Origin of the sequence: Halomonas sp. DQ26W, assembly GCF_003339685.1 — a bacterium.
Taxonomy (GTDB): Bacteria; Pseudomonadota; Gammaproteobacteria; order Pseudomonadales; family Halomonadaceae; genus Halomonas.
In genome coordinates this window covers 44,574-66,518 of sequence record NZ_QPKI01000019.1, presented here as the reverse complement: position 1 = coordinate 66,518, position 21,945 = coordinate 44,574, and the positions used below count along the sequence as shown (strand labels likewise).

The following is a 21,945-nucleotide window of genomic DNA, read 5'->3' as shown; positions in this document are numbered from 1 at the left end:
GGCAGGGCGACTTATGACTGACGAGAAAAACACCTCCCGAGAGTCCAATGTCGACCTCGAGGACATGGTCGCGTCCAGCGACTCGGGGGCGCGCAAGCCGGCAGGGGCGCCAGGAAAGCTGCTGGTCAGCATTGCGGCGGCCTGGTCGCTGTTTCAGCTGTGGATTGCCTCGCCGCTGCCTTACATGTTTCGTTTCGGTGTTTTCAATGCCACCGAGGCTCGCTCCATTCACCTGGCTTTTGCGCTCTTTCTGGCCTTCATGGCCTACCCGGCGCTGAAGCGCTCTCCGCGCGATCGCATCCCGATTCAGGACTGGGTGCTGGCGGCTGTCGCAGCCTTCTGCGGTGCCTACATATTTCTCTTCTATGCCGAACTCTCCGAGCGCCCAGGCGCACCCATTACCCAGGACGTCATCATCGGTGTGATCGGTATCCTGATGTTGCTGGAGGCGACACGCCGAGCACTGGGGCCACCGTTGATGATCGTGGCCTCGATCTTTATTCTCTACTCGCTGTTCGGCCCCTATATGCCGGGCATCCTTGCTCATCGTGGCGTTACCTTCCAGAGCCTGGTCAATCATCAGTGGCTGACCGCTCAGGGGGTATTCGGTATCGCCCTGGGGGTGTCGACTAGTTTCGTCTTCCTGTTCGTGTTGTTCGGTGCCCTGCTCGACAAGGCCGGGGCCGGTAACTATTTCATCAAGGTGGCGTTCTCCCTGCTGGGCCACTACAAGGGCGGTCCGGCCAAGGCCGCGGTGGTGGCATCCGGCATGACTGGCCTGATCTCCGGCTCGTCGATTGCCAATGTGGTCACCACCGGTACCTTTACCATTCCAATGATGAAGCGGGTAGGCTTTTCTCCGGAGAAGGCTGGCGCCGTTGAAGTGTCGTCCTCGGTCAACGGCCAGATCATGCCGCCGGTGATGGGGGCGGCGGCCTTCCTGATGGTCGAGTATGTCGGCATCTCCTATGTCGAGGTCATCAAGCACGCCTTCCTGCCGGCGCTGATCTCCTATATCGCACTGGTCTACATCGTCCACCTCGAGGCGCTCAAGGCCGACATGCAGGGCATTCCGTCAAGCAACCCGGCACGCCCCTTTCTCAACAAGCTGATTGGCTTCTTGACCGGTCTGTTGCTGCTGATGGCGCTGTCGTTCGCGGTCTACTACGGGCTCGGTTGGCTCAAGCCTGTACTCGGTGACGCCACACCCTGGGTCGTCGGTGTGGGGCTGGCCCTCATCTATGTGGGTCTGCTCAAGGTCGGGGCGAAATACCCGGAGCTGGAGCTCGATGACCCCACGTCGGAGGTGGTCTCTCTGCCGCAGACTCGCCCCACGGTGATGGTCGGCCTGCACTACATCCTGCCGGTCATTGTTCTGGTGTGGTGCCTGATGGTCGAGCGCCTGTCACCGGGGCTTTCGGCCTTCTGGGCGACGGTGTTCATGATCTTCATCATCGTCACCCAGCGTCCGATCATTGCCGCCTTCCGCCATCGTGGGAAGCTCGTCGAGGATATCAAGGAAGGCTTCATGGATCTGTGGGACGGCCTGGTGACCGGTGCCCGTAACATGATCGGCATTGGTATTGCCACCGCGGCAGCGGGGATCATCGTGGGTGCTGTGTCCCAGACCGGGGTCGGTCTGGTGCTGGCCGACGTGGTGGAGATCCTCTCCATGGGCAACCTGATGCTGATCCTGCTGCTCACCGCGGTGCTCAGTCTGATCCTGGGCATGGGCCTGCCGACCACGGCCAACTACATCGTGGTATCGGCGCTGCTGGCGCCGGTGATCGTGACCCTGGGGCAACAGAGCGGCCTCATCGTGCCGCTGATCGCCGTGCACCTGTTTGTCTTTTACTTCGGGATCATGGCCGATGTCACGCCACCGGTAGGCCTGGCGTCGTTCGCCGCGGCCGCGGTCTCGGGAGGTGATCCGTTACGCACCGGCTTTCAAGCTTTCTATTACAGCCTTCGCACCGCCGCGCTACCGTTTCTGTTCATCTTCAATACCGACCTGTTGCTGATCGATGTCGGTTGGCTGCAGGGGATAGTGATTTTCATCATCGCGACCATTGCGATGTTGATCTTTGCCGCGGGCACCCAAGGCTTCATGATCGCCCGCAATCGTTGGTACGAGAGTATCCTGATGCTGCTGGTGGCCTTCACGCTGTTCCGTCCGGGGTTCTGGATGGACATGATCCACGATCCCTATCAGCCTGTGCCACCAGCACAGTTTGTCCAGGCAATGGGTGAGGTCGACGACGGCAGCCAGTTGCGGGTGCGCATTGCCGGCGAGGATGCCTTCGGCGACCCCTTGGTCACCTATATCCTGGTGCCGGTGCCCCGCGGTGAAACAGCTGAGGAGCGCATGCAAGAGCTCGGCATGGAATTGTGGATAGAGGGTGATCAGGCCATGGTTGACTTCGTCGAATTCGGCAGCCTGGCAGCTGACCTCGGCTTCGACTTCGACCAGGAGATCATCGAAGTATCAGCCCCGGTGGATCGCTGGGCGAAAGAGTGGATGTGGATTCCGGGCTTCCTGGTATTTGGCCTGGTGGTGCTGCTGCAGTGGCGTCGGCGTAAGGTACAGTCGCCCAGCACGGCCACAGCTTGAGGAGGGGATGACCATGTACAGCAAGATCCTGTTGTCAGTGGACCTCAACGAGGAGAGTTCCTGGGTCAGAGCCCTCCCGGCAGCGGTCACCCTGTGTCGCACCTTCGATGCATCGCTGCATGTGGTGACGGTACTGCCGGACTACCGCATGCCTCTGGTAGGCTCCTATTTTCCCAAGGACTTCGCCAAGAAGGCCCGCGGGGCCATATCGGAGGCTCAGCATAAGTTCATTCAGGAAAACGTGCCGGAAGACATCAAGGTACAGTCGGTGATCGCCGACGGCTCACCCTGGGAGGCCATCGTCAAGACAGCCAAGAAGCTCGAGGTGGACCTGATCGTCATGGCCTCCCACAACAAGCGCAAGTTCGCCGATTATGTGCTGGGTCCCAACGCTGAACATGTGGTTCATCACGCGAAGGTGTCGGTAATGATCGTGCGGTGACCGGCAAGCGGCTGTGTTCGGCCAGGGGCGGGCCCTGACCGTTCGCTCCTCAGCCTGCCGGCATGCTGGCGCTGTTATGTTACCTCGAACTCGGCAACGTGTCTGGCCGTCTCACCGCTATCATCTCGCCATTCGAAGACGGCTTCACCGTCCTTCTCGGGGCTGAGATAGAACAGCAGATAGGGGCTGGCGGAAATCGACTGATGCAGTTCGGCCTCGAAAGCGGTTTCGCCATTCAAGCTGACGGTGAACCGTTCGATGATGTGCCGCGGTTCGATCTCGCCGTCGGCATTTTCACGCAAGCCGGTCTCCATGGGGTGATGGATCAGCGTGCGAACCGCCTCTGGCTGGCCCGGGGAAAAGCTGGAGGGGATGCTGACCCGGGGGTTGGACAGCGGTTCCGGCTGGTCGCCACCATTGCGCATCAGACAGCCGCTGACGGTGATGCGGACCTCACGCGCCGTCGCGAAGCGCTCGCCCTGATGGCTGGTAGCGATGGCGATGACCTGCTGGGTTTCGTTGAGCCTGACCCGGGTGGATATTTCGGCCTTGCCGCTCAGGGGCGTGAGATGGAAGGTCGCGATCTCGGGCGAAGGATTGGCGGTCGCGAAGAGGTCGATACGCGAGATGTAGTCGCCTGGCTCGAGTTCACCGTCGAAGCCGACAGTGAGCGAAACCGAGGCGCCGTCTTCCGAGACATGGGGCAGGTCGAGTACCAGCCCCTGGGTGCTGGGCTCGGCATCGCCGAGGACGCTGCGAGCGGTGTCCAGGCGCTGCCAAGGCCCCTCTGCCATGACGGGCGTGGCCAGGCCGGCGACGCCGATAGCGGCCACGCCAGCGGCCATGCCGAGCAGCAGGCGGCGGCGGGCAGCGTCAGGATGAGTGGAACGGGCAACGTGCATGGCTTTCTCCGATAAGCGATCAATTCTTGGACACTGCCAGTGGGCCTACGATCCCCAACCGGGCACCGGCCACGATGCCTGCCAGGGCGGCGAAGGCGGTCAATGCCAGCGTCGAGAGCCCGGACAGGCCCTGGCCAATGGAGCAACCCAGCGCCATGACACCACCGATGCCCATCAAGGCACCACCCGCCATGCTGCGCAGCATCTGCCCGGGATCCTCGAATGCCCGCAGGGAAAAGTCGCGCCGCAGCAGAGCCATGGCCAGTGAGCCCACTAACACGCTACCCACGACGCTGACACCGAAACCCAGCCGGGTGCCTGTGGATAGCATCAGGTACTGCAGTGATTCGCCGATGGGGGCGATGAAGGTCAGGCTCGCCAGGCGCACCGGTTCGAAGTCGTCATGACCCAGCACGCCAGTCGCATACCAGCCTGCCGGGACCAGTATGCCGATGATAAACCCGCCCAGCCAATCCCGGGGCGAGGCGCGAAAAGCTGCGCTGGAGAACGTCCAGGCCAGCAAGACGCCTCCCAGTACCAGTGCCGTGAGCCAGGCCGGGGCGCCGATCGCCCCTGGCAAGTCATGGACGGGTAGGCTCAATGTCGTCATGCTCTCCAACCGGATCCGCAGCGGCGCGAGCACGCCGGAAAGCGCCATGTAAGCAGCCAGACCCAAGCAGGTCAGGACCACGAAGCTGCGCAGGTTGCCGCTACCCAGTAGTACCAGGGCACGGGCACCGCAGCCGTTGGCCAGGGCCATGCCATAGCCGAACAGGGCGCCGCCCAGCGGAATGGCCAGCCACGAGGGGGCGGGATTCGCATAGTGGGCGCTTTCCAGCGATACCAGCCCTGCCATAGCCAATGTCTGGCTGCCCAGTAAAGCCACTGCCATGGCCAGTACGAAGCCGCGCAGCTTGCGGGTGTCGCCGAGAGTCCAGCTATTGGCCAGGCCGCGCATCAGGCAGAATCCGGTGGTCTGGCCGGTCGCGCCGAAAAGCAGGCCGATCGATACGGCCGACCAGACGACTAACTCGGTATGGCTCATGCAGAGAAAATCCTTGTCGCATTGCCGTGCATGTCCCCGGTCACTTACCGGTAACGCAGTTCAGATAACCCGTTCAGATGGCCGTGCCTCCGAGGAGAGTGTCCCAGGTATCCTGGCAGATGGCGTTGTACCATCCCACAGCATATTTGGCTTCAAGGGCGCGGCTGTCCTTGGAGGCGTCGGCCGGGCTCAGGCCGCCGGCTCCCTCCACCTCGGCAATCACACCGTCCTGTACTCGATAGACACCGGCCACCGAGATGCCGTACTCCGGCCCGACCAAGCTGTAGCATGTATTGGTCCAGTAGGCCTCGGGGGCCGGGCGTGATTCAAGCGACGCGGCAATGGCGGCGGCCACGACCTTGGCCTGAGCGTTGGCACAGAAACCCGACTTGGGCATCGGCGCTGCCACCGTGGCGTCGCCCACCACATAGATGTCATCGACCTGACGTGACTCGAAGGTCTCGGGTTTCACTGGCACCCAGCCTGAGTCGTCGGTAACGCCGGCTCGTTCGGCGATCCAGCCGGCCTTCTGAGGCGGGATGACGTTGAGTACGTCGGCGCGATGCACGGTACCGAATTCGGTTTCGACCTCGAGCCTGTCGGCATCGACGCGGGCCACACGGCCGTCGTTTGATAGCCCCACCCACTCTATCCGGTCGCCGTAGAGCTGTTCCCAACCGGCGGTAAACAGTCCCTGCTTGGAGAAATTATCCTTGGCGTCAAGGATCAGGACCTTCGACTTCGGCTTGAACTGTGTCAAGTAGTTGGCCACCAGGCTGGCGCGTTCATAGGGACCGGGCGGGCACCGGAAGGGATTCTCCGGCGCCACCATGACAAAAGTGCCGCCATCGTCCATGGCTTCCAGTTGGCTACGCAGCAGTTCGGTCTGGACACCGGCTTTCCATGCGTGGGGAGCCTTCTCGGCGGCCTCCTCGTCATAACCCTCCAGTGCATTCCAGCGCATGTCGACACCCGGGGAAAGGACCAGGCGGTCGTAGTCGAGTTTGCGACCGGTAGAGAGGGTTACCTTGTGGGCCTCGGCGTCCACGTCTTCGGCCGTGGCGTGGATCACACGCACCCCATAACGATCCTTCAGCTCGTCGTAGCCATGGGAGATGGTATCCATCTCGCGCAGTCCGCCGAGGTGCAGGTTGCTGAAAGGACAGGTATAGAAAATTTCGTTTGGCTCTATCAGTATCACTTCGATGGCCGGATTGGCCCGCTTGAGATACTTGGCGGCCGTGGCGCCACCGAAGCCGCCGCCGACCACGATGACGCGCCCGGCACTCTGGCTACCGATGGCGAAGGGCGCACCGCCCACCAGCGGCAGCAGGGAGGCGGCGCCAATGCCCTTGATCAACTGACGGCGGGTCAGGCCGTTGCGGTTGTGACGATGTTTCATGTCGGGCCCCCTCATTCTTCCGTCTCGTTATCGTTTTCCAGGTCGATGGCAGCAAAGTGCCGGGCCAGCGCCGTGAGTTCGGCATCCGTGAAGCCCTTGGCGATGCGGTCCATTATCGTGGTCTCACCGGCTTCCTCGTGCTTGAAGTCGAGCAGCCGCGAGGCCAGGACATCGGCGGGGCGACCGGCAATCGTTGGTACGCTGCCGGCCAGTCGGCCATCGGTGCCGTGGCAGTTGGCGCAGCCGCCCGCCATCACTTCGAGCTGGGCGGCGGAAAAGGTCTCGTCGGCCTGGACCAGCAGGGGGGCGCTTGCCAATAGCAGCAGGCTCACCAGTGGCAGGGATGCAATAAGAAAAACCCGTTTCATCGTCAGGCTCCTGGTCGGAGTTCTTGTCGGAAATCGTGCCAAACAAGCATATTACTGTGGAGCGGATGCTATCAGAAGGAACGCTTTGCTATTCTGTTATGCCCATATGCGCGAAAAAGTTAGAGACTTATGCTTTTTTGTCCTTGTTGAAAAAAAACGGGAGCCCCCCGGGCACAATTGGGCTTTACGTTGATTGGCCCAAGGCGCATTCTTGCTCCAGGTCAACTACATTAACGCTGTAGAAAGGCAACAAGACGCCTCCCGGCCACCCAACCGGAACGGCGTGTTCTTTCGTCACATGACTTGGCGACCAGACGGGGTATGCATATGAACGCAACAACAAATTCCACGGGTCAGTCATCGGTGCCCACGGTGAAGATCATCATCAACCCGATCGGCATGGACAGGCCCAGGGCCTGGTTGGCTGCTGGCTTCGAGGATTTTCGCCAGGCCCCGGCGGTGAGTCTCGCCTATGGCATGTTTTGGGTCGGGTTGAGTATCGCCGTGACCCTGGGTGCCGTCATGCTCGACCTTTGGCACTGGTTGCTGCCCATGGTAGCCGGCTTCATGTTCCTTGGCCCGCTGGTGGCGGTGGGCTCCTACGGAGTAAGTCGTGCGATTGCAGCCAACCGCGCGCCCCATCTGGGTGACGCCTTCAGCGCCTGGCGACCCCACGCTGGCCAGCTGGCAATGATGGGCGTGATGATGATGATCTTTTTCCTGGCCTGGATTCGCCTGGCTACCCTGCTCTTCGCGCTGTTCTACGGTTTCGAGGCACCCGGGCCCGCAGCGCTCTATGCGTCGCTGCTGACCACGCCGCAAGGTCTGGGCATGATCCTGGTCGGTACGGGGGTGGGCGCCGTGCTGGCCTTCGGCGCCTTTACCATCAGCGTGGTCGCCATTCCGACCTTGATGGATCGGGACCTCACCTTCATGGAAGGCATCGAGGCGAGCGTACGCGCAGTGTCGAATAATTTCCGCCCCATGCTGCTGTGGGCCGTGATATTGACGGGCTGCGTATTGGTCGGAATCCTTACATTCTATATCGGCTTGGCCCTGATTTTGCCGGTACTGGGCCACGCCAGCTGGCATGCCTATGAGGATTTGGTGCGCTGTGAGCCGATAGAGCGTGCGACCGGCTGAGGCTTGGCTTTGGCAGGTGGGGGCTCCCTCCTGCCCGTTTTGATTTCGTGCTGTTTTTCAGCTCTGTGACTTTTCCGTTTCTCGCCTGACCTTTCCGCGCGTTTCGCGTAACCTTGTCAGCCATTACCCCCCCCCGTGACTGCGGAATGCCGTGATGTTGCTGACAAGACGATGTCGTTTTTTGCTTGCCCTCTGCCTGCTGTCGTTATGGGGTCTCTCGCCAGTGGCGCTAGCCGATCCCTTCCCCTCCCCGGAAGGAGAGGTCCTGTTGCGGCTGACTGGTGACATTGAGCATGTCAATGTTGGTGACGAGCTGCATCTGGATCGCGTCATGCTGATGTCCCTGTCGTCGATGGTGCTCGAAACCGGTACGCCCTGGACCGAGGGGGTGAGCCGTTTTGAGGGGCCACTGGTTCGTGTCGTGCTCGAAGCCGCTGGTATCAGCGTGGAGCATGTGCGCATAAGGGCCCTGGACGACTTCGAGGCCAAGGTGCCGGTTTCCGACTTTCACGATTACGATGTTATCCTGGCCATCGAACGAGATGGCGGGCCCATCGCCGTTCGCGACCTCGGTCCGGTTTTTGTGCTCTATCCCTTCGATGACCATCCTGAACTGCTCAACGAAACCATTCGTTTTCGCTCGGTCTGGCATGTGGATACTATCCATGCTCCCTGAACGGCCCATGCTCCCTGAGCGATTTTGAGACGGGAGGCGAGATAATGGTGCTGCGTCATCCGCTCCGGCTCAAGCTGGGCGCCATGGCCGCTCTGCTCTTTTTCACTGCCGCTCTGGTCGTGGTGGGGCTGGCCGCCTGGCGCCAGGAAGGGCTTTATCAGAACGTGGGGGTGGATACCTCCTGGCATGCCTACAAGCTCGACCGAGATATCGTGCAGCTGCGCAGCGAACTGGCACGGCGCAGCGGAAGCGGCCAGAGCCTGGACACCCTGAGGCTGCGCTTCGAACTCCTCTATAGTCGTTTGAACCAGCTACGCCGGGCCGATCTCGGCGAGTTGTTCGACTACAGTCCTGCCGCACATCGCCTGATTCCCGAGGTGGTCGACATGATGGATGGCTTCGATGCCATGCTGCATCAGTTCGATCGACTCGACGAGCCTGCGCGCCATGCGCTGGACGCCAGGCTGGAATACCTTAGCGCCAATGCTGAACAACTTGTCATCGCTATCAATGGATATCTTGCTGAAGCAGCGACCCGCGATCGTGAAGTCCTGCAGACGCTTTATGTGTTGTTGCTGGCATTGATCCTGGCCATGAGTCTGGCTGGTCTACTGGTGGCCGTTTTCCTGGTGCGGGAGGCTCGCGACAATGCGGCGGCACGGCGCTCTCTTGAGACACTGAGCCGCGAGCTACAGGCATCGGCCCGGCAGGCCGAATCGGCTAGCCGGGCCAAGTCTGAATTTCTCGCTACGGTAAGCCATGAAATACGCACGCCTCTCAACGGCGTGATCGGCATGAGCGACTTGCTCATGGACCAGCCCCTGGACATCCGTTCCCGGGAGTATGTCGGCACGCTTCACGCGAGCGCTGGCCGCCTGTTGGGTTTGATCAACGATATCCTCGACTTTTCCAAGATCGAATCCGGCAAGCTGGAGCTGGAGCACCGGCCGATACCGCTGGCCAAGCTGGTCGACGATGCTTGCCGGCTCTTTGCGCCACGCGCCGAGGCCAAGGGCCTCAAGCTGGAAAGCCGGCTCTCACCGACGCTGCCGGCGCTGCTCATGGGGGATCCCGTCCGGCTGAGACAGGTACTGTTGAACCTGCTGGCCAATGCCATCAAGTTTACCGAGCGCGGCGAGGTAGTGATCGAGGCGGAGGAGACGGATAGCGGTCGGCTCAGTCTCGCAGTATGCGATACCGGGCCAGGCATCGCCGAAGAGCAGCAGCAGCGGCTTTTCGAACCGTTTCGTCAGGGGGATGCTTCCACAGCGCGACGCTATGGGGGAACCGGCCTTGGCCTGGCCATCTGTCGGCGCTTGACCGATGCCATGGGGGGTGAAATCGGCATGGACAGCCAGCCCGGCAAAGGCAGTCGGTTCTGGATCGAGCTGCCGCTCGAGCCAGCCAAAGCCGAACCTGAAGCGCAACGTGACGAGTCATCTGCGCTCATGCGGCCTAGCTTCGATGGCAATGTACTGCTGGTGGAGGACAATCCTGTCAATCAGCAGGTGGGGGTGGCGATGCTCGAACGCTTCGACTGCCGCGTGCAGGTGGTAGCCAGTGGCCAGGAAGCACTGGCGGCTGTGGCATCGCAGACGTTCGATATCATCTTCATGGACGTGCAGATGCCCGATATGGATGGTCTAGAAACTGTGAGCAGAGTGCGGGCGAAAGGGGGATGGTGCCGCCGGGTACCCATTGTGGCGATGACCGCTGGTGGCCCCGGGGCGGAGCGGGTGCGCTGCCTGGATGCCGGCATGAACGACTATCTGACCAAGCCGCTGCTTAGCTCGGAGCTGACGGCCTGTCTACGCCGAGTGCTGACGCCGGTGACGCCGGAGGACGAGGCCGCTGTTACAGCCGACGCCGAGCTAGACGAGCAGGCCTTGTCGGAGCTGCTGGAATCGCTTGGCGAGACGATGGTGGCGACCTTGATCACGGTGCATCGCGACCAACTGCAGTCGCACAGATGCACTATGCAGGACGCCATCGACCAGGGCGACATGACGATGTTGGAAGCCACTGCCCACAGTGTCAAGGGTGAGTCGGCCAGCCTTGGTGCGCGCAAGCTCGCGGCCGTCGCCCAACGTTTGGAAATGCTGGCCCACCATGAGTGCAAGGAGGAAGTCACGGCACAGTTTCAGCTCCTCCACGCGCTGATTCCGGTGACTCTCGATGAGCTGGAGCGGTGGCTGGCGGATCGGACGTCACAGAGCGATATGGCCAAGTAGTCGGTTCCGAGCCAGGACCCGCGTTGTTGCATGACCCCACGGCAGCCTAAATGCGGGAAATACCTGCCGAGGTTACCATGGGCCTGCTAAGCCCCCCCCTTCGGCGCCCGGGCCTACTCTACGGCCATGCATTCGTTCATCATCAAGGTCTGATAAGGAGAGGCACAATGATGGACATCGAATCCCACGATCTGCACCAGGAGCGCCTGCGTTGCGTGGCCGGCCTGCTGCGCGGCAGCGGGGCGCGGCGTGTGCTCGATCTTGGCTGTGGTTCCGGTGGGCTGCTGCAGTACTTGCTGAGGGACCCTCAGTTCGAAAAGGTGGCGGGACTGGAGCTTTCCGGTGAGCTGCTGGCTCAGGCAAAGATGCGCTTCGAGACCCTTCCAGCCGACTTGCGGTCACGCCTCGAGCTGATATGCGGCTCCTATACCGATCCGCCGGACCACCTTGTCGGCTTTGATGCTGGTGCCATGGTCGAGACTATCGAGCATGTACAGCCGACCTCCCTCTCCCGGGTGGAGCATGCGATCTTCGCTGGATTGCGCCCAGGGTTGCTGGTATTGACGACTCCCAACCGTGAGTTCAATTCGCTCTATGGGCTGGCGCCGGGGGAGTTTCGCGAGCCCGACCACAAATTCGAATGGGACCGGGCACGCTTTGCCGCCTGGGCATCGGGCGTCGCGCGTCGCAATGGCTACCGGGTCCGGCTTTCCGGGATCGGTGAGTGGCATCCAGCCCTGGGCCAACCTACCCAGCTGGCTCAGTTCACCCGGCAGAGGACGACCGATCGAGACCCAGCACCTTGACTTCCTGTCGCCGTCGCCTGTGCAGATCCCACAGCGCCGCGCCGCCCAGCACCACGAAGCCAAACAGTTCCACCAACGCCAGATATTCGATGAACAACGCGTAGAGAATGGCTGCACTGCCCGCTGCCGCCAGCAGTATCGGGCCGCCGGCGCGATGGTGTCGGTAGCCACCAGCAATCGCCATCAGGGTGAACAGCACTAAGCCGGCGATGGTGCCGGCCCAGGCGCCTTCGTGTAGTGCCAGGCCGATGCCCAGCAGCGGCAGCAACCCGGCCAGCGCCAAGGTGCCATAGCAACTCAGCAGGGCGAGTCCCAGTGCCGACAGGCCTAGCAGCCCGCGACGGCGCAGACGCAGCAGCCAGCGCCGCGGATCGAGTCGTTTTGCCCATTGGCGGGGCAGGGAGGGCGCCTGCTCACTGCGGCGCATACCGATTTCGATGGAGTGGGCCCCGAAGCTTTCTGCCACCTCGCGGGTTTGTTGGCTGGGGCTCAACGCGAAATAGTCGTGGCTGCCCATCACTTCGACGTCCTCGAAGCCGGTTTCCGCGAACAGCGCCAGCAGTTCCTCCTTGACCGTGGCACCCACCACGCACTCGACCCATAGCCGCGGGTCGTCATGGCAATCCACCGAAACCGGACGATGAATGACCACGTCGGCAAGCTGCAGGCGGCCATTTGAACGCAGCACGCGAAACATCTCGGTGACGGCACGCCGCTTGTCCGGCACCAGGTTGAGGGCACCGTTGCTGGTGATGGCATCGATGCTGGCATCGGGCAGCGGCAACTGTTCCGCCGAGGCCTGAACTACGTCGAGATTGCCTGCGTCGCTGCCCTCGACGGACTGCTTTAGCTTGCGGGTCATGGCGGCGGTGAGGTCAATAGCGATCACCCGACCAAAGGGACCGACGATATGACTGGCAATCAGCGAATCGTTGCCGGCTCCCGCGCCGATATCGAGCACTGTGTCGCCGGGGCGAATGGCGTCGGCTCGAAAGGGGTAGCCGACCCCGGCGAAGGAGTCCAGCAACGCTGGCGGCAGGCCGGCCGTGTACTCCGCAGGATAGCCGAGTCGTTCGCAGGCTCTGCCGCCGACAGGGAAGTGAAAGGGAGAGGTGGGTGCCTCGGCCACGGCCGTGTACATGTCCTGGACGGCCGAGACGATCTGTTGCCGTGAATAACCAAGTAGGGCCACCATGAGGGACCTCCTTCCTGGCTCAGCGAGACATGCCCGGTTCGTCATCGTCGAATCTATCCAGCAGGCTGACGATGCGGCGATATAGCCGAGGCGGTGCCTTGACCGTACCGGATGCAGCCACCCTGGCCCGTAGTCGTTTTTCGAATTCGGCCCGCGTGAAGCAGTCGCGACAGCGGGATAGGTGCCACTCGATATCGGCCGTCTGCTGGTGGTCCAGCTCCCGGTCGAGATAGTCGAAGAGCCGCTCGATGACTTCCTCGCAGTTCAAGTCTCTTGGGCTCATGGCTTCTGCCCTCCCTTGTCGGCATGGCCGGCTGCCATGCCGGCATCCCTGGCCTGTTGCCAGAGCCGCTTCTGCAGCAGCGAGCGCGCCCGGTTCAGCCGTGAGCGGACGGTACCCAGCGGGATACCGAGCAGACCGGACACTTCTTCATACGTATAACCCTGTACTTCGACCAGCACAATTGCTACCCGGTATGGGTCGGGAAGCGTATCCAGTGCCTCTTGCAGTTCCTCCTGCAGCAGGCTGTTGAAGAACTGGTCCTCCAGGCTGCCCCACCAGAGCAGAAAGGGCTGGTGCAGCTGCTGGAACAGGGTGAAGCCGTCGGCATCGATAGCATCCGGCGATGCGGTGTCACTATCGGCTGCGGCCCGGGGGCGACTCTGCTGTCGGCGCCACTCGCTGATGAAGGTGTTGGTGAGGATATGGAACAGCCAGGCGTCGAAGCGCTCGGGGTCGCGTAGCTTATCGAGTCGTGCCCAGGCCCTGACCACCGCTTCGGCGACGATATCCTCGGCATCGTCGGGGTTGCGGGTGAGGCGCAGCGCCGTACCGAAGAGCCGATCCATCAAAGGCTCCAGGCGCTGTTCGAACCACTGCCGCCGGTGGGTGGCGTCGCGGAATGTCATGACATCCCCCGGTTCGACCCGCCGAAGGGCAACAAGCCATACCGTCGAGGTGAGGGTGAGCTGGCTGGTGCGGGTCATGGGTCACCTCTTGAGCATGGAACGTCCCCGGGCAGCGGGCAAATCGCGTTTGTGACAGGGACGCGGCACGGGTCGCAATGGTTCCCGCCCGACTGTCGTCACAGTGGCTGTCATTCCTTGGAACAATCACGGGTGTCGATGCGTCCTTGGGGCACACGGCAATTCGATGTCGTGAAATTCAGCCACAGAGGAGAGCGACCATGGCTATGAGTGCTCAAGCGACAACACCCGCCACGGTGGATCGAATAGAACTGGAAGAGCGGGTCAAGGCGATGTACCACGAGGTGGCAGAGACGCCGGAGCATGACTTCCATTTCGAGATGGGTCGTGAACTGGCCGAGCGGCTGGGCTATGACCCGAATGCACTCGACCGGATTCCGGCCGCGGCCATCGACTCCTTCGCTGGTGTTGGCCACTTCTTCGATATGCTGGCGCTGCTTCCCGGCGAGTCGGTGCTTGACCTCGGCAGCGGCTCCGGCATGGACAGCCTGATCGCTGCCCTGGCGGTAGGCGCCGAGGGCCGTGTTCAGGGGCTCGACATGACCGCGGCCCAGCGTGAGAAGGCCGCCCGTCTGGCCCGGCAAGCGGGGTTTGCCAATGTCGAATTCCATGCCGGCTATATCGAATCGCCACCCTTCGCCGATGGCAGTATCGATGCCGTCATCAGCAATGGCGTAATCAACCTGTCGGCGGACAAGCCAAGGGTCTTCGCCGAGGCGGCGCGGGTGTTGAAGCCCGGCGGACGCCTGGCACTTGCCGATATCGTCACTGAAAAGGCCCTGCCCGAGAGCGTCTCCTGCAACGCCACCTTGTGGGCCGCCTGCATCGGCGGGGCGATGCAGCAGGATGACTATGTGGCCGTCACCGAGTCGGCGGGCTTCGTGATCCAGACCCTTCGCGAGCATCCGGAGTATCGCTTTCTGACCGATTCGGCACGTGGCGCCAGCGAGTCCTATGGCGTCAAGAGCCTCTCGCTGCTGGCGATCAAGCGCTGAAGCTCGGCGACAGTGACTTACCGAAAATAGCAGTAATTTTCGACAATAAAGGATTCACCCTGAGGAGAAGAGACATGAACAAGTACAACCTTATCACCACCAAGGCCGGTATCCTGACCGCCGCGATCCTTTCCCTGGGCCTGGCAGCCGGTGCGCTGCAGGCGGAAACCTACCATGGCGAGGGCCACGTGCTGGGCACGCCCGACGACCTGACCTGGGGGCCGGTGGGCTCCATGGGCAAGGGGGCCGAGATCGCCATCATCGAGGGCGATCTCGGGGAGGAGGCGCCCTTCACGTTCCGGCTTCGGCTGGCAGATGGTTACGAGATCAAGCCTCACGTGCACCCGGCCTACGAGCGGGTCACGGTGCTAGAAGGCACCCTGCACTTCGCTCATGGAGAGAGCTTTGATCGCGAGGCCACCCAGTCCTTGCCCGTCGGTGGCTACGCCATCATGTCGCCGGGCGATGCCATGTTCGGCTACGCCCAGGGCGAGACGATCATCCAACTGCATGGCGAAGGCCCCTGGGGCATCGAGTACGTCGATCCGGCGGATGACCCTCGCAACTGAACCCTCGCAACTGAACCTCGCAACTGACGAGAGCAAGCGCGTACCGTCTGCACGGGCAGGCGGTACGCTTGCCGTGGTGCTGCAGACCCACAGCATGGCGGTGTACGGGGGCTCGTCGCCACCCTGCAGGGAGAGACGTAATCGACGAGGCCTGAAAGACAAGGGGCGGCTTGTGCTGGGTCCACTACCGGGAGTGTACGTACCTGGGGCGTCGACTAAGCTAATAGAGAAAATCATCAAACGGTTATCGCCCTCAACCTTTCAGGTACAGGACAGGCGCCATGGACAAGCAAAAGATTCTCATTCCATTAGACGATTCGGACGTCAGCCGCAAGATTCTCCCGGCGGTGTGTGAGTTCTTCGGTCCCGATCGCTATGAGATTCTCCTGCTGCGGGCCGACCGGGTGCCCGCCAGCCAGTTCGACTCGAGCAACATCATCACTCGGCCGATGATCATGAGTGGTGACTTGGGGCCCTACGGTGCCGTGACGGCACGGGCCGAAGAGGTGGATCCTCATGCCCTCTTTCGAGACACGGGCTGGAGTCCCTTCGAAGAGCAGCTTCGTCGTGAGCTGGACAATGACATCGCTGACCTGCGATCGAAGGGCTACGACGTCTCGGTCGCCATCCACTTTGGCAAGCCGGCCGAGGAAATCGTCGAAGTCGCTAAACTGCAGCGCGTGTCGCTGGTGGCCATGGCCAGCCACGGACGTGCCGGCGTGAAGCGGTTGCTTCAAGGCAGCGTGACCGAGGATGTCCTGCGCCACCTTTCGATCCCCATGATGATTATCAATGTCGCTGAGGCTTGAACTCAGCGCCGGTGGAAGATGGTCTCGCGCCCGGTCATCGCTCTCGCTTCGCCAACCAGTGCCGCGCTAGTCGCTGGGCGTGGTCCAGGTGGTTCACGGCTGAGAGTTGACCGGCCTCGCGATAGAGGCCGGCACGACGCAACTTCATGACCATGCGCGCGGGCATGCCGATGAAGATCAGGCCCACGTTGCGGCTGCGTAGCTCCTCGATCAGCGACTGCAGAGCGACGATGGCGGTGGTGTCGAGGCTGGGGACGTCGCGCATGTCGAGCATCACCACTTTTACCTCCGGGTCGACGATACGCAGTGACGAGATGGCCTTCTCGGCGGCGCCGAAGAACAGCGGTCCGTTGACATCATAGAGTGCCACTTGGCGTGGCAGGCTGCGAGCCAGTTCGCTGTCGCCCGGGTCGAGTCGGCGGGCATGGGTAATCTCCGCCATACGGCGAATGAAAAGTGCGGCGGCAAGGCCAATTCCCACGGCGACGGCGAGCACCATGTCGAAGATCACCGTCAGGCCGAAGCAGATCACCAGTATCGCCACATCGCTGCCCGGGGCGCTCTTCAGGGTGTGAACGAAATGGCGTGCCTCGCTCATGTTCCAGGCGATGATGAACAGCAGGGCGGCGAGTGCCGCCATGGGAACGAGCCCCAGCACCCCGGCGAGCGCCACCACCGCCAGCAGCACCACCACGGAATGCACCACGGCTGCCACCGGAGAGAAGGCCCCGCTGCGAATGTTGGTGGCGGTTCGTGCCAGGGCCGCTGTGGCGGTAATGCCACCGAAAAAGGGCACCACGATATTACCGAGCCCCTGGCCCACCAGCTCGGCATTGGGCTCATGCCGGGTGCGAGTTAGGCCGTCGGCCACCACGGCACAGAGCAGTGACTCGATGGCGGCCAGCATGGCGATGGCCAGTGCCGGGCCTAGCAGCTCCCGGATCAGGGTGAAGTTCACCACGAGTGGTGTCCCGTCCGGGCCCGGAAGGCGCCAGGGGAGTACCAGGTCCGGCGCAAAAGGCGGAATGCCGCTGCCGGTCTGACCCTGGAATTCCCAGCTGAAGCGCGAGGCAATGGTATCGATTTCGATACCCAGCGGTATCACCGCCTGGGCGGCCAGGGTGCCCACGACCAGGCCGACCAGGGGGGCCGGCACCGGCACCGGCACCTTGAGCCGTGGCCAGAGGATCAGGGTCGCCAGGGTGAGCAGCCCCACGCCGACTTCCGCTGGGGCCAGGGTCGGCAATGCGCGCAGAACGAGCGCCAGGTTGTGCAGCGTACTGTCACCCAGCGGGACTTCGTTGAGTCCCAGGAAGTCGGGAAGCTGCAGCAAGGCGATCACCACGGCGATGCCGGCGGTAAAGCCCAGTACCACTGGATAGGGCACGAACTGGATCAGGCTACCCAACCGCGCCAGCCCCAGTGCCACCAGGATCAGCCCTGCCATCAGGGTGGCGATAAGTAGGCCCCCGACGCCATGACTGGCGACGATGGGGAACAGGATCACCACGAAGGCCGCTGTGGGGCCGGAAATATTGAAGCGTGAGCCGCCGGTCAGCGCGATGATGGCACCGGCAACAATGGCGGTATAGAGTCCGTGCTGGGGCGGCACGCCGGTGGCGATGGCTAGTGCCATGGAGAGTGGCACGGCAACGATGCCGATCGTTAGACCGGCCATCAGGTCGCGACGCAGTTCGGCGAGTCCATAGCCCTCGCGCCAGGCGGCAAGCAGTGCGCTGCCGGGCATGGGCAGTCGGTAGCGAGGCTTGAGCGAGTGACGGGACATGGCGATTCCTGGGTGGGAAAAGGCTTGTAATACGCTACGTCGTGGCGAGGAACCGGCGCAAGACGGCCAAGGTAGGAGAGGACTGACGCAAAACGGCGGCGCCCTGGGGCGCCGCCAGCGGTTCAAACCAGTCGGTTCAAGCCACCGGGTTTCTAGGCCTGGCTGGCCGCTGCGGGTGGTTCCCCTACCGCGCCGGGCATGGCCTGTACATTACCGCCTTGGCCGGCGAGTGCCAGAAAGTGCAGGTGGCGCTCGTATTCCGAGAGCACATCGGCGATGGTCTGGCCACGGGTGAAGCCGTTGAGGTCCTTCTCCAGACCGCCTTCTGCCAGGTAGACGTCGAGGCGTACGTAGTAGTCGTCGTCCGCCGGCAGGAAGCTCGGCGTGCGCATGCGGTGCGGACACACTTGATAGACGAAGCTGGCAGCCTCGCTCAGGTCCACTTGCAGCGTCAGGCTCGGCAGGGCTTCGCCCTCGAGATGTTCTTCGGTTACGTTGGCGGTCTGGCCGCGGCTCTCCAGTTCCTGGGCGAACTGGGTCAGTGCCGGACGAATCGCATGCTCGATGGTGGCGGCGGCACCGGCACGGTTGGACGTATCGAGAGCCCTATCCAGGCGCTCGCGCCAGTCGCCGCCAGGTGCGGTCCCGGTCACCAAGCGTCGCGCGTCGGCCTTGCTGCCCTCGATCTTGAGTGCCTTGTACATCCCCACCATGATCGCGAAGATCACCACCGAGAACGGCAGGGCGGTGATCACCACCGCGCTCTGTAGCGCCGCCAGGCCTCCCGCCATCAGCAGCGCCACCGTTACCAGGCCGATCATCATCGACCAGAAGATGCGTAGCTTGATCGGCGCGTCGTGGTTCACGTCGGACAGGATCGAGGTGAAGTTGGCGAGCACCAGGGCGCCGGAGTCTGCCGAGGTGATGAAGAAGACGATGCCGAGCACGGTGACCACGGCGGCGGTCAGGCCGATATAGGGGTAGTACTCAAGCAGGGTATACATCGTGGTCTGCGGGGTGTTCAGGGCCTGCTCGCCAAGTTCGACAATTCCCTGATTGGCCACCAGTTCGATCCCGCTGTTACCGAATACCGACATCCACACCATCATGAAGGCCAGCGGGATGCCGAGGGCGCCGGCGACGAATTGGCGAATGGTGCGGCCACGGGAAATGCGCGCCAGGAACAGGCCGACGAAGGGCGTCCAGGCGATCCACCAGCCCCAGAAGAAGATCGTCCACCACATTTTCCATTCGTTGGCGGCGTCGCCGGCAAAGGCGTAGGTATCGAAGCTCTTGGCAATGAAGGTGGAGAAATAGTCGCCGGCGTTGTTCACCGCCATGTCGAGCAGTTGCAGGGTGTGGCCCTGGAACAGCACGAACAGCAGGAGTGCCAGTGCCAGCAGCATGTTGAACTCCGACAGGCGCCGGATGCCCTTCTCCACGCCGCTGACCACCGAAATGGTGGCGAGGATCACCACCAGGGCGATCAGGATGATTTGCACCGAGAGGCTCTCGGGCACGTCGAACATGTAGGCCAGCCCGTAGTTGAGCTGCATCACGCCGATGCCCAGGCTGGTGGCGATGCCGAATACGGTGGAGATGACCGCGGTGATATCCACGGCGTTACCGATGGGGCCATGGATGCGCTTGCCGAGCAGTGGGTAGAGCGCGCTGCGAATGGCCAGCGGCAGGCGGTGACGATAGCTGAAATAGGCCAGTGCCATACCCATCAGCACATAAAGCCCCCAGCCGGAGAGCCCCCAATGCATGAAGGTCTGGACCACGGCGGCACGCATCGCCTCCTGGCTTTCCGGGGTCATGTCCGGCGGTGCCAGGTAGTGGGCGACCGGCTCGGCAACGCTGAAGAACAGCAGGTCGATACCGATGCCGGCGGCAAACAGCATCGCTGACCAGGAGAGCAGCGAGAACTCAGGCCGCGAATGATCGGGACCGAGGCGAATGCTACCGAAGCGTGATAGGCCGATGGCAATCACGAAGATCAGGTAGGCGAGCACCGCCAGCATGTAGTACCAGCCGAAAGTCTGGCTGACCCAGGCCAGGCCGGCATCGAAGAAGGCGCCGGCCTGTTCAGTGAAGGTCATGGTCAAGACCAGAAAGACCAATATACCGGCGACGGAGCCATGGAACACCACGGGATTCAGTCGATCGCGTCGGTCGGGAAGCAAATTGCTATGCGCCATGCAGAGCCTACTCCTTTCGGTTGGATGGACCCCCGCCGGTTTCCGACACCAAGACGCGCTGTGGATTGTTCTCCACAATCGAAAGCACGCCTGCCTGGTATTCGGGCAAGGCCAGTCGAATCAGCCGCAGGAGACGCCACTCCTTTCGGCTCACTGTCAGCTGCCTGGTTCGACGGCTGGATGACGGGAAGCGTTTTTATTAAATGAACGTTCAAATAAAATACGCACATCCTGTCAAAGCTTCAACCCTGCGTTCACTGTTAGCCGGTAAACGTCACGAAAGCACTCGGTTCTGCTTGCAGAACGCGTTATGTCAGCTATACCTGTTATAACCGACTGCCAGCAGGGAGCACTGCAGGCTACGCCAGCAAAGGCAGGATGCCTCGGGACCACTGCCCCCCGGATGGCCGGCGGGGAAAGTAGGCATTAGAACAATGATAATTACGGGAGTATGCAATGGCTTACAACAAGCAACCGGCTGACCAGCCGATCGTTGACCGCGCCGCTACGGCCTCTACTGCAACAGATTCCGCCACATCAGCTGCCGCCAGCACCGACCGACAATCCCGCCGTCGCTTTCTTACCGGCTCGGCCGCCGCCGTGGGTGCCGGTGCCGTTGCCGCGGTAGGCTTTCCCAGTATCGCCGTGGCCCAGACCACGACCCTGCGTTTCCAGAGTACCTGGCCCAACCAGGATATCTTCCACGAGTTTGCCGCCGATTATGTGCGCATCGTCAATGAGATGTCCGGTGGTCGTCTGCGGTTGAACTTGCTGCCTGCCGGTGCCGTGGTGGGCGCACTGCAGATGCAGGATGCAGTGATCTCCGGCGCCCTTGACGGCGGCCATGGGGTCGCTGCCTACTGGTACGGCAAGCACAAGGCCTTCTCGCTGTTCGGAACCCCGCCGCCGTTCGGCTGGGATGCCCACCAGTTCCTGGCCTGGTTCTGGAATGGCGATGGCTTGGCACTCTACAACGAGCTGCTCGAAGACATGGAGCTGCCGCTGGTCGGTTATCTCACGGGACCCATGCCGACCCAGGCCCTGGGCTGGTTCAAGGAGCCGATTCGTAGCGTAGAGGACCTTCAAGGGCTCAAGTACCGTACCGTGGGGCTGGCGGCCGACCTGATGCGCGAATTCGGTGCCGCCGTCACCATCATGGGCGGCGGGGATATCGTCCCGGCCATGGACCGAGGCCTGCTCGACGGAGCCGAGTTCAACAACCCCTCATCCGACCGCCTGCTGGGCTTCCCCGATGTCAGCAAGACCTGGATGCTGCGCAGCTACCATCAGGACTGCGAGTCCTTCGAAATCATTCTCAACAAGCAGAAGCACGATAGCCTGCCCGAGGAGTTCCAGGCGATTTTACAATACGCCGCCAAGGCTGCCTCGTCGGAAATGTACTGGAAGGCCATGGATCGCTACCCCAAGGACCTGCAGGGGATGCGCGAGGAGCAGGGAGTACAGACCTATATCACCCCCGACTCGATTCTCGAGGCCCAGCTTACGGCCTGGGATACCGTCATCGAGAATGAGTCGAACAACAGCGAGTTCTTCAAGCGGGTGGTCGACAGTCAGCGGGAGTACTGTGAGCGGGTCGTCGGCTGGCACCTTGAGGGCAATACCCCCAAGGAACCGGCCTATCGCCATTTCTACGGCAAGGAGCCTACTGACACTTCCACCATCCTTTAAACGTATTTCGGTCCTCGGCCCGTTCCGGCGGGTCGGGGCCGATGCCTGTCAGCTTGCCGGAGCCAGGATGGCGTCGGTAGTCATGCTG

General features: G+C 62.2%; 19 protein-coding genes. 10 read left to right on the top strand and 9 right to left on the bottom strand.

Going from position 1 to position 21,945, the window contains the following annotated elements; genetic code table 11:
• Nucleotides 1–13 precede the first annotated feature (13 nt).
• Both DU490_RS11315 and DU490_RS11310 read left to right on the top strand, forming a co-directional pair.
• Nucleotides 14–2,611, top strand: coding sequence for a TRAP transporter permease (locus DU490_RS11315; protein ID WP_114574390.1), 2,598 nt, complete (start codon nt 14–16; stop codon nt 2,609–2,611).
• A 13-nt stretch (nt 2,612–2,624) separates the two neighbouring features.
• Complete coding sequence (locus DU490_RS11310; protein ID WP_114574389.1) at nt 2,625–3,053, top strand: universal stress protein; 429 nt, start codon at nt 2,625–2,627, stop codon at nt 3,051–3,053.
• Between the two features lie 74 nt (nt 3,054–3,127).
• Here DU490_RS11310 and DU490_RS11305 read toward each other — a convergent pair whose 3' ends face one another.
• From DU490_RS11305 to DU490_RS11290, 4 genes are all read right to left on the bottom strand, one after another.
• Entirely contained in the window at nt 3,128–3,955 is an 828-nt protein-coding gene (locus DU490_RS11305) for a thiosulfate oxidation carrier protein SoxY (protein WP_114574388.1), read from the bottom strand.
• A gap of 19 nt (nt 3,956–3,974) precedes the next feature.
• Complete coding sequence (locus DU490_RS11300; RefSeq protein ID WP_114574387.1) at nt 3,975–5,000, bottom strand: YeeE/YedE family protein; 1,026 nt, start codon at nt 4,998–5,000, stop codon at nt 3,975–3,977.
• Between the two features lie 73 nt (nt 5,001–5,073).
• Nucleotides 5,074–6,402: an NAD(P)/FAD-dependent oxidoreductase gene (locus tag DU490_RS11295; protein ID WP_114574408.1), complete on the bottom strand. Its 1,329-nt coding sequence runs from the start codon at nt 6,400–6,402 to the stop codon at nt 5,074–5,076.
• Between the two features lie 11 nt (nt 6,403–6,413).
• Complete coding sequence (locus DU490_RS11290; protein ID WP_114574386.1) at nt 6,414–6,770, bottom strand: c-type cytochrome; 357 nt, start codon at nt 6,768–6,770, stop codon at nt 6,414–6,416.
• A gap of 327 nt (nt 6,771–7,097) precedes the next feature.
• Here DU490_RS11290 and DU490_RS11285 point away from each other — a divergent pair, with 327 nt between their 5' ends.
• The 4 genes from DU490_RS11285 to DU490_RS11270 all read left to right on the top strand — a co-directional run bounded on the left by DU490_RS11285 (nt 7,098) and on the right by DU490_RS11270 (nt 11,626).
• The gene (locus tag DU490_RS11285; RefSeq protein WP_114574407.1) at nt 7,098–7,913 is read left to right on the top strand and encodes a DUF2189 domain-containing protein; all 816 of its coding nucleotides are present in this window, start codon (nt 7,098–7,100) and stop codon (nt 7,911–7,913) included.
• A gap of 154 nt (nt 7,914–8,067) precedes the next feature.
• Nucleotides 8,068–8,589 (top strand): molybdopterin-dependent oxidoreductase, encoded by a 522-nt coding sequence (locus tag DU490_RS11280; RefSeq protein ID WP_114574385.1) that lies wholly within the window; start codon nt 8,068–8,070, stop codon nt 8,587–8,589.
• A 44-nt stretch (nt 8,590–8,633) separates the two neighbouring features.
• Nucleotides 8,634–10,820, top strand: a complete 2,187-nt coding sequence (locus tag DU490_RS11275; RefSeq protein WP_258801637.1) for an ATP-binding protein — start codon at nt 8,634–8,636, stop codon at nt 10,818–10,820.
• A 167-nt stretch (nt 10,821–10,987) separates the two neighbouring features.
• Entirely contained in the window at nt 10,988–11,626 is a 639-nt protein-coding gene (locus tag DU490_RS11270) for a methyltransferase domain-containing protein (protein ID WP_114574384.1), read from the top strand.
• On the opposite strand, the gene DU490_RS11265 is transcribed toward DU490_RS11270, so the two are convergent.
• From DU490_RS11265 to DU490_RS11255, 3 genes are read right to left on the bottom strand one after another with little or no spacing between them, the layout of a single operon-like run.
• On the bottom strand, nt 11,586–12,821 hold the full coding sequence (locus tag DU490_RS11265) for a MerC family mercury resistance protein (RefSeq protein ID WP_114574383.1): 1,236 nt from the start codon (nt 12,819–12,821) through the stop codon (nt 11,586–11,588). The genes DU490_RS11270 and DU490_RS11265 overlap by 41 nt on opposite strands.
• A gap of 19 nt (nt 12,822–12,840) precedes the next feature.
• Nucleotides 12,841–13,104: an anti-sigma factor gene (locus DU490_RS11260; protein ID WP_114574382.1), complete on the bottom strand. Its 264-nt coding sequence runs from the start codon at nt 13,102–13,104 to the stop codon at nt 12,841–12,843.
• Nucleotides 13,101–13,808, bottom strand: coding sequence for a sigma-70 family RNA polymerase sigma factor (locus tag DU490_RS11255; RefSeq protein WP_220270489.1), 708 nt, complete (start codon nt 13,806–13,808; stop codon nt 13,101–13,103). The genes DU490_RS11260 and DU490_RS11255 overlap by 4 nt, the downstream gene beginning before the upstream one ends.
• Nucleotides 13,809–14,008: 200 nt before the next feature.
• Here DU490_RS11255 and DU490_RS11250 point away from each other — a divergent pair, with 200 nt between their 5' ends.
• From DU490_RS11250 to DU490_RS11240, 3 genes are all read left to right on the top strand, one after another.
• Nucleotides 14,009–14,803: a methyltransferase domain-containing protein gene (locus DU490_RS11250; RefSeq protein WP_114574381.1), complete on the top strand. Its 795-nt coding sequence runs from the start codon at nt 14,009–14,011 to the stop codon at nt 14,801–14,803.
• A gap of 74 nt (nt 14,804–14,877) precedes the next feature.
• Nucleotides 14,878–15,372, top strand: coding sequence for a cupin domain-containing protein (locus DU490_RS11245; RefSeq protein ID WP_114574380.1), 495 nt, complete (start codon nt 14,878–14,880; stop codon nt 15,370–15,372).
• Nucleotides 15,373–15,653: 281 nt separating this feature from the next.
• Nucleotides 15,654–16,181, top strand: coding sequence for a universal stress protein (locus tag DU490_RS11240; RefSeq protein WP_114574379.1), 528 nt, complete (start codon nt 15,654–15,656; stop codon nt 16,179–16,181).
• A 34-nt stretch (nt 16,182–16,215) separates the two neighbouring features.
• On the opposite strand, the gene dauA is transcribed toward DU490_RS11240, so the two are convergent.
• Nucleotides 16,216–17,967 (bottom strand): C4-dicarboxylic acid transporter DauA, encoded by a 1,752-nt coding sequence (gene dauA / locus DU490_RS11235; RefSeq protein ID WP_258801636.1) that lies wholly within the window; start codon nt 17,965–17,967, stop codon nt 16,216–16,218.
• 152 nt (nt 17,968–18,119) lie between these two features.
• Nucleotides 18,120–20,168 (bottom strand): choline BCCT transporter BetT, encoded by a 2,049-nt coding sequence (gene betT / locus DU490_RS11230; RefSeq protein WP_114574378.1) that lies wholly within the window; start codon nt 20,166–20,168, stop codon nt 18,120–18,122.
• A 456-nt stretch (nt 20,169–20,624) separates the two neighbouring features.
• Here betT and DU490_RS11225 point away from each other — a divergent pair, with 456 nt between their 5' ends.
• The gene (locus tag DU490_RS11225) at nt 20,625–21,857 is read left to right on the top strand and encodes a TRAP transporter substrate-binding protein (RefSeq protein WP_114574377.1); all 1,233 of its coding nucleotides are present in this window, start codon (nt 20,625–20,627) and stop codon (nt 21,855–21,857) included.
• Nucleotides 21,858–21,945 lie beyond the last annotated feature (88 nt).